Source organism: Mesorhizobium sp. M7A.F.Ca.MR.148.00.0.0, from assembly GCF_003997735.1.
GTDB lineage: Bacteria > Pseudomonadota > Alphaproteobacteria > Rhizobiales > Rhizobiaceae > Mesorhizobium.
Genome location: NZ_RZTB01000007.1, coordinates 1 through 13,180, shown reverse-complemented (window position 1 = coordinate 13,180; position 13,180 = coordinate 1). Strand labels below are relative to the sequence as shown.

The window sequence follows — 13,180 nt, the reverse complement described above, 5'->3', positions numbered from 1 at the left end:
CCGCCTACTTGATGGCGTCCCAGCTCTTCTGGATATCGGTGGCGACGTCCTGTGCGGACTTGCCGCCGACGAGGTCGATCATGCCGGTCCAGAAGGCGCCGGCGCCGATCTTGCCCGGCATCAGGTCGGAACCGTCGAAGCGGAAGGTCGAGGCATTGGCGAGGATCTCGCCCTGCTTCTTCAGCGCGTCGCTGGCATAGGCATCCTTGTTGACCGACTTGAGCGGCGTCACGAAGCCGCCTTCGGCCATCCAGATCTCGTGGGCGAGCGGCATCTTCAGGAATTCGATGAATGCGCGCGCGCTCTTGCTGTCCTTGGTGATCATCGCCAGCGTACCGGCGCCGAGCACGGGCGTGCCCAGTTCAGGCTTGGAGGCATAAGGAGGGAAGTAGAAGAAGTCCGCGTCCTGGCCGACCTTGGTGCCTTCCGGGAAGAAGGTCGGAATGAACGATGCCTGGTGGTGCAGGTAGCATTTCGGCGGCACCGAAAAGAGGCCCTTCGGGCTGTCGCGGAAATCGGTTGCCGCAACCGCCTTTGCGCCGCCGTCGACCATCTTGTCGTCGGTCGCGATCTTGCCGAAAATGTCGATGGCGTTGACCACTGCGGGGTCGTTGAACGGGATCTCGTTCTTCACCCATTTGTCGTAGACCTCCGGAGGCTGGGTGCGCAGCATCAGGTCTTCGACCCAGTCGGTCGCCGGCCAGCCGGTGGCGCCGCCGGAGCCGAGGCCGATGCACCACGGCTTGCCGCCATCGGCGATGATCTTCTTTTCGAGATCGGCGAGTTCTTCCTGCGTCTTCGGCACTTTGTAGCCGGCTTCCTCGAAATTATCCGGCGAATACCAGACCAGCGACTTCACGTCGGCCTTGTAAGGGAAGGCGAAGAAGCCCGGCTTGCCGTCCTTGTCCTTGAAGGTGCCGAGATCGACCCATGACTGGCCGGCACCGTAATTGTCCTTGACCCATTTGGCGGTGTCGTCACCGAGCGGCGTCAAAAGGCCCTTCGACGCCAGGTCCTGGATGAGACCCGGCTGCGGCAGCACGGCGATGTTCGGCGGGCTGCCGGCCTGCGTATCGATGACGATCTGCTGCTCGTAATTCTCCGAGGAGGAGTATTTGATCTCGACGCCGGTGGCTTCCGAGAAATAGTCGAGAACGCCGCGCACCAGGCCTTCGTCCTCGCCGCGCCACGGTCCGAAGATCGACAGCGTCTCACCCTTGAGGTCGACTTTCTTGAGCTCTTCGTAGTTCGCCCAGTTGAAGCGCTTGTCTTCGCCGGGCTTGAACTTCAGTTCGGCCTGCGCGGGCGCGTTCAGGGCGAACGTGGCAAACGCAGCACCCAGCAAAAGCATTTTCTTCATCGGTATTCCTCCCAGTGGGTCTCACACACCGGACGGAACCTCCATTCCGCCCGCCGACGCCGCAGGACTGTGACTCAGTCGGAAAGGAACCGCAACCTTTCGAAGAGTCTTCCAAAGCGCTTTGGCTTTCTCGATCACGCCATTGAATTGCTGGGAAGTCAAGAGGCCGGCGGATTAATCGATTTAGGTTCGCGCATTTGCACCCCTGAAAGTGCGCTGCAACATACTATTATGGCGATGCAGCAGCAATTTTTGTTTCAAACACGCCCGAACCGCGTCTATGGTTCGGCTCGGTATGGCTCGGCCCCGCTGGCACTTGGGTCGATTCAATTTAAAAGCGCTTTGAGGGAATGGAGACCTTTCGTGAACCTCAAGCAGCTCGCCCATATGCTGGCACTTTCGCAAACCACGGTAAGCCGTGCGCTGAACGGCTATCCCGAGGTCAACGAGGAGACGCGCAGGCGTGTCATGGATGCCGCCAAGCGCCATGGCTATCGTCCCAATCCGAGCGCGCGCCGGCTGGCGACCGGCAAGACTGGCATGATCGGCTATGTCCTGCCGACCGGTGCGTCCGTCGACATCGATCCGCATTTCGTCGAGTTCCTGTCCGGCCTTGGTGACTATGCCCGCTCGCACGAGCTCGACCTTGTGCTGTCGCCGGCCGACGCCGACGACCAGGAGACGACCTACCGGCGCATCGTCGCCAACCGGCAGGTCGACGCTGTTTATATCTCCTCTCCAAGGCCCGCGGACCGACGCGTGGCGCTGGTCAACACGCTCGGCATTCCCTTCATCGTCCATGGCCGCAGCGAAGGTTTCGATTTCGACTATGCTTTTACCGACATCGACAATGAGGGCGCCTTCCATGAAGCGGCCAGGCTGCTGATCCAGCTCGGTCATCGGCGGCTGGCGCTGATCAACGGTGACGACCGCGAGACCTTCGCCATCCATCGCGAACGCGGCGTGCGCCGGGCGCTCGCCGCGAGCGGACTGTCATTGAGCGAACGCCATGTCTGCTCGGTCGATATGACCGAGGAGAACGGCTATCGCGCCACCAGGCGTTTGCTGGAAGAGGACGACGCGCCGACGGCGATCGCCTGCTCCAGCCTGATCATGGCGCTGGGCGTCGTGCGCGCGGTGCGCGACCTCGGCCTGAGCATTCCCGGCGATGTCTCGCTGATCGCCCATGACGACGTCTTCCCCTGGCTGAGGCCGGAGAATTTCTCGGTGCCGCTGTCGACGACGCGTTCATCGATCCGTCTCGCCGGCGCCCGTGTCGCCGAGCGGCTGGCGGCGCGGATTTCAGGACTGGAGGAGGGGGCGCGAGGCGAGGTCTGGCCGGTCGACCTGGTGGTCCGGGGATCGGTGGCAGGGGCGCCTGGCTGAGGTCCGAACTTAATCACCTGTAGCGATCGAGCTCGACCCAAAGCCTACGTCCGTCTTCCACGACGCTAGTGGCCGCTACGCGCCCAATGTCGGACGTCGAGCAGACCATAGCCGCATCCCAAAAGCGGACATCCGGCCGCGCTGTCCCCCGGCATTTGCCCCGACGAGCCTAATGCAGCTTGTATAAGTCGAAGCTAATATGCTATTCTACATGATGCGCGGACTGCTGGCACTTACTATGCTGGTATTGGCGGCTACAAGAGTAGTCGCAGGTGAGCCGTTGTTCGACTCCATCACCGCCGGCGACAAGAATGCCGTGGAGCAAGCCTTGGCGGGCGGTGCCGACGTCGACAGCCGGGCACGCGACCAGGCAACGCTCCTCATCGCTGCTGCTCTCGACGATCAGCTTCCCATTGCGGAATTCCTGCTGAGCAAGGGCGCCGACGTCATGGCGCGCAATTCCGGTGGGTTTACCCCCCTCCACGCGGCTGCCTTTTCTGGAAGTCTCCCAGTCGCCAAGCTGTTGCTCGAACAGGGGGCGGTGCTCGAAGACTCGGCTAACAAGTCTGGGGTCACACCCTTGGTGATAGCGGGTGAGGAAAACCATCTAGAACTCGCAGAATTCCTCATTGCGCAAGGTGCGGATGTGAACCATGCCGAGGGTCATGGCTACATGCCGATTACCCGCGCGTTCTGGAAAGGCAATACCGACATCATAAAACTATTCAAACGGCATGGCGCGACGTGCCAGGCGAACGTCCTTGGCGAAGCGAACGCTGCGAAGTGCGAAGCTATCCACGATTGAACGGAGAACGCAGATGAACAGATCGACTAGACTGGTTTCCAATTCGGCGTCGGCAGTCATATGTGCGCTCACCTTGATGGCCGGTGCAGGCTCTGCCTTGGCCGACTCGGTGAATACCGGCTACTTCGGCGGAGTGGCGATCATGGGCTACGACACGGTCGCTTATTTCACCGATGGCAAGGCCGTGAAGGGTTCCGAAGACTTTTCCTATGAGTGGCTTGGCACGCCGTGGCATTTCGCCAGCAAGGAACACAAGGAAATGTTCATGAGCGAACCTGCCAAATACGCTCCTCAATACGGTGGTTACTGCGCGGGCGAGGTCGCACTCCACGAATCCGTCACCGTCAATGTCGATCCGGAAGCATTCAAGATCATCGATGGCAAGCTCTACTTGATCTACGACGAAGGGAACGCGGCCGCCTTTGCGGACAATGCCGATGATCTTGTTCCGAAGGGCGATGCAAAATGGCCGATCGTCGAAGCAAAGTTGGCAGTCGATGTGCCGGATTGGAACTTGATCAATAACCCCTGAGTCTTGCGAGCTCAATTCACTGTCACGAAGTGAAACACCATACCTGTATTGACATACGAATACCCGTTGCCGGCAGCGTCCCTGCGTCTGTAGACGGGACCACAGATGGGCCGCCCAAACATATTTTCGCTATGCTCACATAAGAGGTCGCGATCGACGTAGACCCTCTCGGTGAGCATTCGTGTCATCGTTCGGAAGACTGCCGTGCCGTCCTGTTCTATCTGCATAATGGCTGGAAGCCCGTCCGGTTCGAGGTTGCCTTTCAAGGTCTTGCCAACAACAAAAGATGCGATTTCCGCACCGTTCAACCGGTCCTGTTCGTCGGCGGTGAAGCCGAACGGCCATTCGGGAAGTCCTGCCAGACGGAGGGCGTCGATGAGCGGTGCCAAATCTTCAGCGTTGCGAAGATGGGCATAGTGATTCCGAAACGCGTCCAACGACCGCAGTCGAGCCAAGGATTCGGTCTTCGTCACCAGCCGGAGGCCGTCCGCAATCGCCGCTTTGGCGTCCTCTGTGCGGCCGGCGCGGGCATAGGCCGCTGCGAGCAGAATCCTCAGGCTGCCCGCCTCTGGAGCATCGTCGCGAGCGCGCTCGAGAGTCTCAATGGCTTTCCTGATGTCCGCGAGCAAAAGCAAGACAACCCCGACAACCTCCCGGTCTATCGGAGCCAGATTGGGATCAAGTTTCAATGCCGTCTCGACCGCCAATGCCGCTTTGTTATGGTTGCCGGCGAACAGCTGGATATAACCAACGGCAATTTGCGTCGCAGCGTCTCCGGAGCCTAATGCGACAGCACGCTCCGCCGAGGTGATCGCATCTTCATAGCGGCGATCCATGACCTGCATAATCCCGAGAACGGCGTAGGGCGATGAAAAATCCGAATCGAGCTCCAAAGCACGGCTTGCCTTCTCATATGCTCTCTTTCGCGCAAGCGCGCTCTGAATGATATCATCGGAGGCAGTCCGCCAAAGATAGACACTCAGCCGTGCGTCGGCGGCAAAGGCCTCGGCGAAGGTGGGGTCGAGCTTCTGCGCCTTCTCATACAGCGCAAGCGCCTCGCGCAATCCGTCGCCTCGACCGGTGCGCGCCTCCCGCTCCGCACGGAGGTAGGTATCATAGGCTTCGAGATTTGCAGTCGGCGGGCGTGCCATTCGCTCTCTCTCGGCTGCCGAAGCTTGGACGCCAAGCGCCTTGGCGATTTCCCGGCTCATCTCGTCCTGGACCGCAAACACGTCCGCGATGCCGCGATTGAACCGATTAGCCCATAGATTGTCGCCAGTGGCGATATCGATGAGCTGCGCGTTGAGGCGGATTTGATCGCCGGTCCGCCTCACACTGCCGTCAACGACAAATTGCACGCCAAGGTCACGCCCAATATCTGCCAAAACGGGGGAGGTTCCTTTGTAGGCGAAGACGGAGTTACGGGCGATCACATCGAGCCCGGAAAGCTTCGCAAGATCGGTGATCAAATCTTCAGTGATGCCGTCGGCAAAATAGTCCTGGCCAGGATCGCCGCTCAGGTTCGTAAACGGCAGTACTGCAATGGAGGGCTTTTCGAGCGCGGAGAGTTTTTGCCATTGCCATGCAAAAATGCCTGCAAGCAAGACGACGAGCAGCGCTGCTACTCCTGCCAAAATCATGATGGGCGAACCTGGCCGGCGTGGCGCCGCTAAGATCTTCCCCGCGTCTCCGGGATCGAGCAGAACCCGATAGGCGCGAACCGAATCGGCGATATTTTTGAGGCGCTGCCCTCCGAGATCCGCAAAGCCGACATCCACTTTGTGCACCGCGTGATCGAACGCCGTCCCGGAGATGCAAACACCGCCTGGCTCGGCCATCGCTTCCAGGCGCGCCGCGATATTCACGCCATCTCCATAGATGTCGTCGCCCTCTACGATGACGTCGCCGAGATTGACGCCGATGCGAAACCGGAGCTGCCGGGCTTCGGGGATACCCTTGTTGCGGTCGACCATCCGGCGCTGGATCACAGCAGCACACTGGACGGCATCGACGACGCTGGCGAACTCGACGAGCGCGCCGTCGCCCATTAGCTTGATTATGCGGCCGTGGTGTTTCTTGATCTCGGGGTCGATCAGTTCGCGACGGCAGCTCTTCAGTCCCTCAAGCGTTCCTACCTCGTCCTCGCCCATGAGGCGGCTGTAACCAACCACGTCGGCAGCAAGTATTGCTGTAAGCCGTCGCTCCATACGTGCCCTGCGCCTTCCCTGGTCGGTCCAAGCGGCTTTGGCTCCAGCCTATTCTAGTCCTGCTTCGGACGCGAGTGTGCGCGACCGTGTTATGGCACAGCTAGAGGGGCGGTGTTACTCGGAATGGCAACGCGCCGGACCTTCCACCCACGAATCTGAACGGAATGCTCTCTCGACAAGATGTCTGCTTAGGTCATCAGCGCCGGCTTGGTTTGAGTGTCCGCTTTGGAGACGCCGAAATGCTCTGGGAATGACCGGAATGGGTCAGATCGCGTCGATGCTCCCCAAGTTCTGAAAGTCCGCTTCCACCCCTTTTAACAGTTGAAAGCCGACCGTCAGCTTCCGGCCTCATCCCGGTCACTCGACAACGGTGGCGGATGACTGTTTCTGGTTAATGTAGTTGCTGCTCGGTGCCAGCCTCGGGCTTCCGCTGCCCACCCATCTCAGCCATTGACGGCAGTCACTTGATAGAGTTTTGACCCAAACCCACTTTGACTGACCTTATTCCCTCGCCGCCGCCTTGATGTCCAGCAGGCCGTGGCCGAAATCATTGTCGCGTCCCTTGGGGCCGAGATCCCTGGCCGTTGCCGCGAGCGCCTTCTCGATGTCGTCCGCCGTTCGGCCGGGCGCCGCATGGATGAGATTGGCGATGGCGCCGCTCACGATCGCCGCCGCGAACGAGGTGCCTGTGACCACATCCGAGCCAGCGCCGCTCGGCGCCACCATCTCGACGCCGGGCGCCGAGATGAAGACATAGGCGCCGCGATTGGCCTGCGGCATCAGCCCGTCCTTGGCATCAGTGGCGGTGACTGCGATGACACCATCGAAAGCCGCTGGATAGCCATAGGGCGCCTTCGGCCCGTTGTTGCCGGCTGCGGCGACCAGCACCATGCCGAGTGCGCGGGCATTGCGGCAGGCGACGCCGAGCAAATCGTTCTTCGGCCCGACGAAGCTCATATTGATGATGCGCACGTCCTGTTCCGCCGCCCAGTCGAGCGCCGACAGGATGACGTCCATCGTCGATTTGCCGTTCTCGAAAGCGCGGGCGTGATAGATTTTTGCGCCCGGCGCCATGCCCTCCAGCGCGCCGACGCCGGCGATCAGCCCGTCGATCGACGTGCCGTGATCGCGCTTTTCGATCGGCACGTCGGGCATGGCGTCGAACTGCCCGGCAATGACGCCCGACAGCGCCGGGTTGGTGTCGTCGATGCCGGTGTCGATCACCGCAATGCGGACGTTTTCGCCGCTGGCCTGCTTGGCATCGAGCGCGATACGATCGAACGCATAGTTGACGATGCCGGCGGCCTGCTGCAGCGAATAGACATGGTTGGGCTCGCGCCGCTGGGTGCGGCCATCGGCGGCCAGTTGCGCCAGCACGATGCCGACGGGCCGGCCGTCGGGAATGCCGAAGCGCACCAGCGTGGTGCCGAGCAGAAGCGACTGGCGCTGCGAGCGCACCTGCAGGCCGAAAGAAGCGGCGATCTGCTGGACGGCGCCGGCATCGCCGTCGACGGTCACCAGCACCTCGTCGGCCACGAAATCGCCGACCACCGCGCGCGGCGGCTGAACGGCAATAAGATCGGTCGGCGAGACGATCGGGCCACCGGGCGGGGGGCCGGCTTGAGTATCGGCCGGCGGCGTTGCGGGCGCCGGCCGGGGCGTCGGTACCGGTGTTGGAGACGCCGCCGGGTTGGGAAACAGGTCGACGATCAGCGCCGGCAGGAAGACCGCGCCGGATTGGCCTGCGTCCGATCCGCTCTTTGTGTCATTGCCATCCTTGGCGCAATCGGCGCCCGCCGCGTTGGTCCCGTTGCGGCAGTCGATTTTCGTCTGGTCTGGATTGGGGTCGTTGGTCTGCGCCGACGCGGGCACGACGATTGCCATCGCCGTCGCAAGCACTGCCGCAAATCGAGGGTTGGGAAACAGGTCGACGATCAGCACCGGCAGGAAGACGGCGCCGGATTGGCCTGCGTCCGATCCGCCCTTTGTGTCATTGCCGTTCTTGGCGCAGTCGGCTCCCGCCGCATTGGTCCCGTCGCGGCAGTCGATCTTCGTCTGGTCGGGATTGGGATCGTTGGTCTGCGCCGACACGGGCACGGCGGCGATTGTCATCGCCGCCGCAAGGATTGCCGCAAATCGAATGACTGCCTCAGCCGCCATCAACCGGTTTCCTTCCCTCGATCACGGTCTCCGTAAAAGCCTGGGCGGCAACAAGGCCGATTTGCTTGTTGTAGTCGGCAGCGGTCGCGGCCGGAATGCCAAGCCGGAACACGCCGTCGGCGGTCGGTCCGCCGATGATCTTCAGCCCGTTGCTGCCGAGGAAGGCGGAAATGTCCGACATCTTGGCATCCGGCTTGAACTTGACCAGGGCGAACGGCATTTTCGCCAGATCGTCTTGCGCGCCGGCAATCTCGAAATCATTGCCCTTGCCGCCGGGTTCGACAAACGACTGCACCATGACCAGAGCCAGCAGAACCGCGGCTGCCGCCCAGGCGACACCGACCGGCACCGCCATGAAGCGGCCCCAGGCCTGCGCCAGCCAGGACGATTCTGCCGGCTTGCGCGCAGGCCCGGCCTCGGCGTCGAGTGCCTTGGCAAAGCGGCTGAGCGCATCGACCGGCGGCCGGATTGCTTCGTTGGCGGCCGTGGCGCCGGAGAATTCGGCTTCAGCCTCGCCAAGGGCGGCAAGTGCGGCCGGATCGCTGGCCAGCCACTCCTCGACCGCTTCCAGGTCGGAACCTTCCAGCGAGCCGTTCAGGTAGAATGGCAGCAGCGTTTCCATTTCGTCGCGGCGCGACATCTTTTCAGCGGCACTCATGGCCACCCCCTGTCGTAACCGGCGGCCTTGAGGGCCTCGCCGAGTTTCTTGCGGGCGTAGAACATGCGGGTCTTGACGGTGGCGACCGGAATGTCGAGCACCTCGCCGATCTCGCTCACCGATTGTCCGTGATAATAGGCAAGATCGATGACCACGCGATGCTCTTCGGGCAAGGTGTCGACGAAGCGCCGCAGGGCGGCGGCCTTGTCTTCCTTCATGGTGACGACTTCCGGCGTGTCCGCGCCATCGGGCACCGCGGCGGCGGCCTCGTCGTCGATCCAGTCTTCCTTCTTCTTGCGCAGAAAGGACAGCGCCTTGAAACGGGCGATGCCGAGAAGCCATGTCGAGACTTCGGAACGCCCTTCGAAGCCGGGCGCCTGGCGCCACAGTTCGAGGAAGACTTCGTTGGCGATATCGTCAGCCATCATTTCCGATCCCGTCTGGCGCGCCACGAAGCGGTAGACCCGCGCGTGATGCCGCATGAACAGGAGCCGCACGGCGGCACGGTCGCCCTTCGCGACCCGGTCGACGAGAGCGCGATCGGTCTCCGTCGCTGCCGTCATGGCCGGTCGAGCCGCCTGGCTCCTGTCTGCTCTGTCGCTGATCGGTCCAAAAAGGTTCATCCTCCGCCAAGGAATTTTGCGGAGGCTAACCGAAGTAAGGAAGTGTTGCCAGAGGCAGGGTCTTCCCTTCCCCCACAAGGGGGAAGGGAAGAGTTCTGCGCGCCCGCTCACTCCAAGAAAGATTTAGCCTTCATCGTCTCCGGTATTGCCACACCCAGTCGGCTCAGCACCGTCGGCGCCAGTTGCAGCTGGTCGAGCAGCGTGTCGGTATTGCCACACCCAGCCGGCTCAGCACTGTCGGCGCCAGCTGCAGCTGGTCGAGCAGCGTGTCGGCCTGCGGACCCTTACCTTGTCCAAAATAGTACAGCGCGAAATCCTGCATCTCGTCGTCATGGCCGCCATGATGGCCACGATCGGTCTGGCCGTGATCGGCGGTGACGATCACCTCATAGCCGGCTTCGATCCAGCGCGGCAGGAAGGCGGCCAGCATGCCGTCCATCGCATAGACGGCATGGTCCATCTCGTGGCAGTCGTGGCCGAAGCGGTGTCCCATCGAGTCCAGCGTGCAGGTGTGCAGGATGCCGTAGTCGATGCCATGGCGTTTCGTCAGCATGGTCAGCGTCGCGAACAGGTCGACATCGCTCGGCGTCATCTGGTTGCGGAGATTGTAACCGGTCATGGTGTGGAAGCGGCCATGCGTGATCGGCCCGCTTGGCTCGTCGAATTCCATGTCCTCGACCAAGTCGAACGGATAGGCGCGGAAGAATTCCGACCAATAGGAATGGGTCACCGCCCCCGTCTTGCCGCCTGCCTTGCTGACTTCGGAGAAGATATCGGGCTGCTCGACGCGGAACCGGTTCTCGTTGGAGAGAACCCCGTGCACTTGCGGTGAGACCCCGGTGTGGATCGACGCATAGCAGCAGGCCGAGGTCGACGGCAGCACCGAGCGCATCTTCCAGACGCGCGCCTCGCCCGATTGCACCCAGCCTTCGAGATTGCCCATCAGCCGGCGCCAGTTCCGGTAAGGCACGCCGTCGAGGATGATCAGCAGAAGCTTGGACTTGAGCGCCACGGGCTGCTCCATGCGGTTGGCAGTTGAAACGGGAACGCCGTGTGCCGTCCCGGGCACACGGCGTTCTTGATAGATGAAATCGGACGATCAGAGTCCGCTCAAGCGTTGAGCCAGCACTCGGCAAGCGCGTAGCCGTCCATCATTTCGCCGATAGGGCTCTTGGCATAGCCGCCGATCTTGCTGGTGGCGGCCGCGTCGATGAACTGGTTGAAGAAGGGCACGATCAGCCCGCCTTCGTCACGCATCATCACTGCCATGTCGTGGTAGATCGCCTGGCGCTTGGCCTGGTCGAGCTCGCCGCGCGCGGTAAACAGCATCTTGTCGAATTCCGGCCGCTTGAAGCGCGTGTCGTTCCAGTCGGCGGTCGAGACATAGCCGGTGGAATACATCTGGTCCTGCGTGGCGCGTCCGCCCCAGTAGGAGAGCGAGAAAGGCTGCTTGTTCCAGACCTCCGACCAGTAGCCGTCGCCGGGCTCGCGCTTGATCTCGATCTTGATGCCGGCTTTGGCGCAGGACTGCTGATAGAGCTGTGCGGCATCGACGGCGCCCGGGAAGGCGACGTCCGAGGTGCGCAGCACGATCGAGCCGCTGTGGCCCGATTTCTTGTAGGCTGCCGCCGCCTTGTCCGGATCGAACTTGCGCTGCTCGATGTCGGCGGAAAACAGCGGATAGGCCTCGTTGATCGGGAAGTCGTTACCCACCGAGCCATAGCCGCGCAGGATCTTTTCCAGCATCTCGTCGCGGTCCAGGGCAAGCTTCAGCGCCATCCGCAGATCGTTGCTGTCGAAGGGGGCGGTGTCGCAGAACATGTTGAACGGATAGTAGCCCTTGCCCGAGACGTTCTCGATGGAGACGCCCGCGATGCGCTTGACCAGATCGACGACCTTCGGCTCGACGCGGTTGATCATGTGCACCTGGCCGCCCTGCAGGGCGGCAAGCCGTGCGGTCGCGTCATTGATGACGATGATCTCGACCTGGTCGGCATGGCCGGCCTTGTCGCCCAGCCAGTAATTGGCGAAGCGCTCGCCGCCATGGCGCACGCCGGGCTGGTTGACGCTAACCTTATAGGGACCGGCGCTGATGCCGGCGTTCGGATCGTCCTTGCCGCCATTCGGCTGGATGGTGAGATGGTAGTCGGCCATCAGATAGGGGAAGTCGGCATCGGCGTCGCCGAGCGTGACGATGACCTCCTTGCCGCTCGCCTTGATCCCCTTGATGTTCTTGAGGATGCCGAGTGCTCCGGACTTGGACTTCTCGTCCGCATGGCGCTCAATGGTGGCAGCAACATCCTCCGCGCCGACCGTCTTGCCATTGTGGAACTCGATGCCGTCGCGGATCTTGATCGTCCATGTCTTGGCGTCGGCCGAGGCGCCAATCTCCTCGGCAATCAGGTTGACCAGCTTGTTGTCCGGGGTGAGGCGCACGAGATACTCGCCCCAAAGCTTGCCGAAGCTGAAGGTAACCTGGCTGAGGTTCAGCGCCGGATCGAGGCTGTTGGTGGATTCACCGCCCTGCAGACCGGCCTTGATGATACCGCCCTTCACCGCCGTCTGGGCAAATGCCTTGCCGGCCAGCGCCGGCATCAGGGCCGCCGATACGCCGAGCGCGGCGGCGCGCCCAAGAAAGGCGCGGCGCGATATCCGGGCTTGACCGGCGAGTTCGGCGAGATAATCGAGTTCAGTCTTCATGTCCTACCCCTGTTTCAAAAGTCGTGCGAGCAGCGCTCGTCCCGAAGGACGTTTGGCGCTCTTGTGTTGCATCCGGATGACGGTCGCCGGCGCCCCATGTGGCGGCTTGGTCTGGTGCAATTCCCAGGGGGAAGCGCCATGCGCTTCTTCTGGGAGAACCGGTTCCAGTTTCCCCGAATTGCTTTAGTTGCCCGCGCTGGCCATGCGCCGTCCCTTGATTGCCTTTTCCAGCCAGCCGATTTCCATCTCTGGAACCGAGGAGAGCAGCAGGTCGGTGTAGGCGTCGAAGGGCGGGCTTAGCACCTGGCTCTTGGGGCCGTAGCGCACCACCTCGCCGCGATACATAACCGCGATCGAATCGGCGATCGACTTCACAGTGGCGAGGTCGTGCGTGATGAACAGATAGGCGACGTTCTCCTCCTTCTGCAACTCCAGCAGCAGCTTGAGGATGCCGTTGGCGACCAGCGGATCGAGCGCAGAGGTCACCTCGTCGCAGATGATCAGCTTCGGCTTGGCGGCAAGCGATCGGGCGATGCAGACACGCTGTTTCTGGCCGCCGGAAAGTTCGGCCGGATAGCGGTCGGAAAAGCCCTTGCCCATTTCGATCTTGTCGAGCAGTTCGGCGACGCGCCTGTCGCGCTCGCGGCCGCGTATGCCGAAATAGAATTCGAGCGGCCGGCCGATGATGGTGCCGACGGTCTGGCGCGGGTTCATCGCCACGTCGGCCATCTGGTAGATCATCTGCAACT

The 13,180-nt window shown here is 62.0% G+C and carries 11 protein-coding genes; 3 read left to right on the top strand and 8 right to left on the bottom strand.

Translation table 11 applies throughout. From position 1 onward, the window contains the following. Positions 1-4: 4 nt before the first annotated feature. Positions 5-1,360 (bottom strand): ABC transporter substrate-binding protein, encoded by a 1,356-nt coding sequence (locus tag EOB49_RS04245; protein ID WP_127267791.1) that lies wholly within the window; start codon positions 1,358-1,360, stop codon positions 5-7. Between the two features lie 363 nt (positions 1,361-1,723). Between EOB49_RS04245 and EOB49_RS04240 the strand changes: the two genes are divergently transcribed. The 3 genes from EOB49_RS04240 to EOB49_RS04230 all read left to right on the top strand — a co-directional run bounded on the left by EOB49_RS04240 (position 1,724) and on the right by EOB49_RS04230 (position 4,083). Further along, positions 1,724-2,746 (top strand): substrate-binding domain-containing protein, encoded by a 1,023-nt coding sequence (locus EOB49_RS04240; protein ID WP_127289688.1) that lies wholly within the window; start codon positions 1,724-1,726, stop codon positions 2,744-2,746. 214 nt (positions 2,747-2,960) lie between these two features. Beyond that, the gene (locus EOB49_RS04235) at positions 2,961-3,551 is read left to right on the top strand and encodes an ankyrin repeat domain-containing protein (protein WP_127380302.1); all 591 of its coding nucleotides are present in this window, start codon (positions 2,961-2,963) and stop codon (positions 3,549-3,551) included. Between the two features lie 13 nt (positions 3,552-3,564). After that, entirely contained in the window at positions 3,565-4,083 is a 519-nt protein-coding gene (locus tag EOB49_RS04230; RefSeq protein ID WP_127320817.1) for a YHS domain-containing (seleno)protein, read from the top strand. An 11-nt stretch (positions 4,084-4,094) separates the two neighbouring features. On the opposite strand, the gene EOB49_RS04225 is transcribed toward EOB49_RS04230, so the two are convergent. The 7 genes from EOB49_RS04225 to EOB49_RS04190 all read right to left on the bottom strand — a co-directional run. Further along, entirely contained in the window at positions 4,095-6,290 is a 2,196-nt protein-coding gene (locus EOB49_RS04225) for an adenylate/guanylate cyclase domain-containing protein (RefSeq protein WP_127380236.1), read from the bottom strand. Between the two features lie 501 nt (positions 6,291-6,791). Then, entirely contained in the window at positions 6,792-8,174 is a 1,383-nt protein-coding gene (locus tag EOB49_RS04220; protein ID WP_127380301.1) for a S8 family serine peptidase, read from the bottom strand. A 265-nt stretch (positions 8,175-8,439) separates the two neighbouring features. Further along, entirely contained in the window at positions 8,440-9,108 is a 669-nt protein-coding gene (locus EOB49_RS04210; protein ID WP_127380235.1) for an anti-sigma factor, read from the bottom strand. Next, complete coding sequence (locus EOB49_RS04205) at positions 9,105-9,671, bottom strand: sigma-70 family RNA polymerase sigma factor (RefSeq protein WP_127268161.1); 567 nt, start codon at positions 9,669-9,671, stop codon at positions 9,105-9,107. The genes EOB49_RS04210 and EOB49_RS04205 overlap by 4 nt, the downstream gene beginning before the upstream one ends. Before the next feature lie 223 nt (positions 9,672-9,894). After that, a complete protein-coding gene (locus EOB49_RS04200; RefSeq protein ID WP_245472469.1) occupies positions 9,895-10,743 on the bottom strand; it encodes an alkaline phosphatase family protein in 849 nt (282 codons plus the stop codon). Between the two features lie 98 nt (positions 10,744-10,841). After that, positions 10,842-12,431: an ABC transporter substrate-binding protein gene (locus EOB49_RS04195; protein WP_127380234.1), complete on the bottom strand. Its 1,590-nt coding sequence runs from the start codon at positions 12,429-12,431 to the stop codon at positions 10,842-10,844. A gap of 183 nt (positions 12,432-12,614) precedes the next feature. Further along, a partial coding sequence (locus EOB49_RS04190; RefSeq protein WP_127380233.1) for an ATP-binding cassette domain-containing protein occupies positions 12,615-13,180 on the bottom strand: 566 nt, incomplete at its 5' end.

Excerpts from the sequence above, each read along its gene's own strand:
- EOB49_RS04245 (WP_127267791.1), bottom strand. The coding sequence starts at position 1,360 with ATGAAGAAAATGCTTTTGCTGGGTGCTGCGTTTGCCACGTTCGCCCTG.
- EOB49_RS04235 (WP_127380302.1), top strand. The coding sequence starts at position 2,961 with ATGCGCGGACTGCTGGCACTTACTATGCTGGTATTGGCGGCTACAAGA.
- EOB49_RS04230 (WP_127320817.1), top strand. The coding sequence starts at position 3,565 with ATGAACAGATCGACTAGACTGGTTTCCAATTCGGCGTCGGCAGTCATA.
- EOB49_RS04225 (WP_127380236.1), bottom strand. The coding sequence starts at position 6,290 with ATGGAGCGACGGCTTACAGCAATACTTGCTGCCGACGTGGTTGGTTAC.
- EOB49_RS04220 (WP_127380301.1), bottom strand. The coding sequence starts at position 8,174 with ATGGCAATCGTCGTGCCCGCGTCGGCGCAGACCAACGACCCCAATCCA.
- EOB49_RS04210 (WP_127380235.1), bottom strand. The coding sequence starts at position 9,108 with ATGAGTGCCGCTGAAAAGATGTCGCGCCGCGACGAAATGGAAACGCTG.
- EOB49_RS04205 (WP_127268161.1), bottom strand. The coding sequence starts at position 9,671 with ATGACGGCAGCGACGGAGACCGATCGCGCTCTCGTCGACCGGGTCGCG.
- EOB49_RS04195 (WP_127380234.1), bottom strand. The coding sequence starts at position 12,431 with ATGAAGACTGAACTCGATTATCTCGCCGAACTCGCCGGTCAAGCCCGG.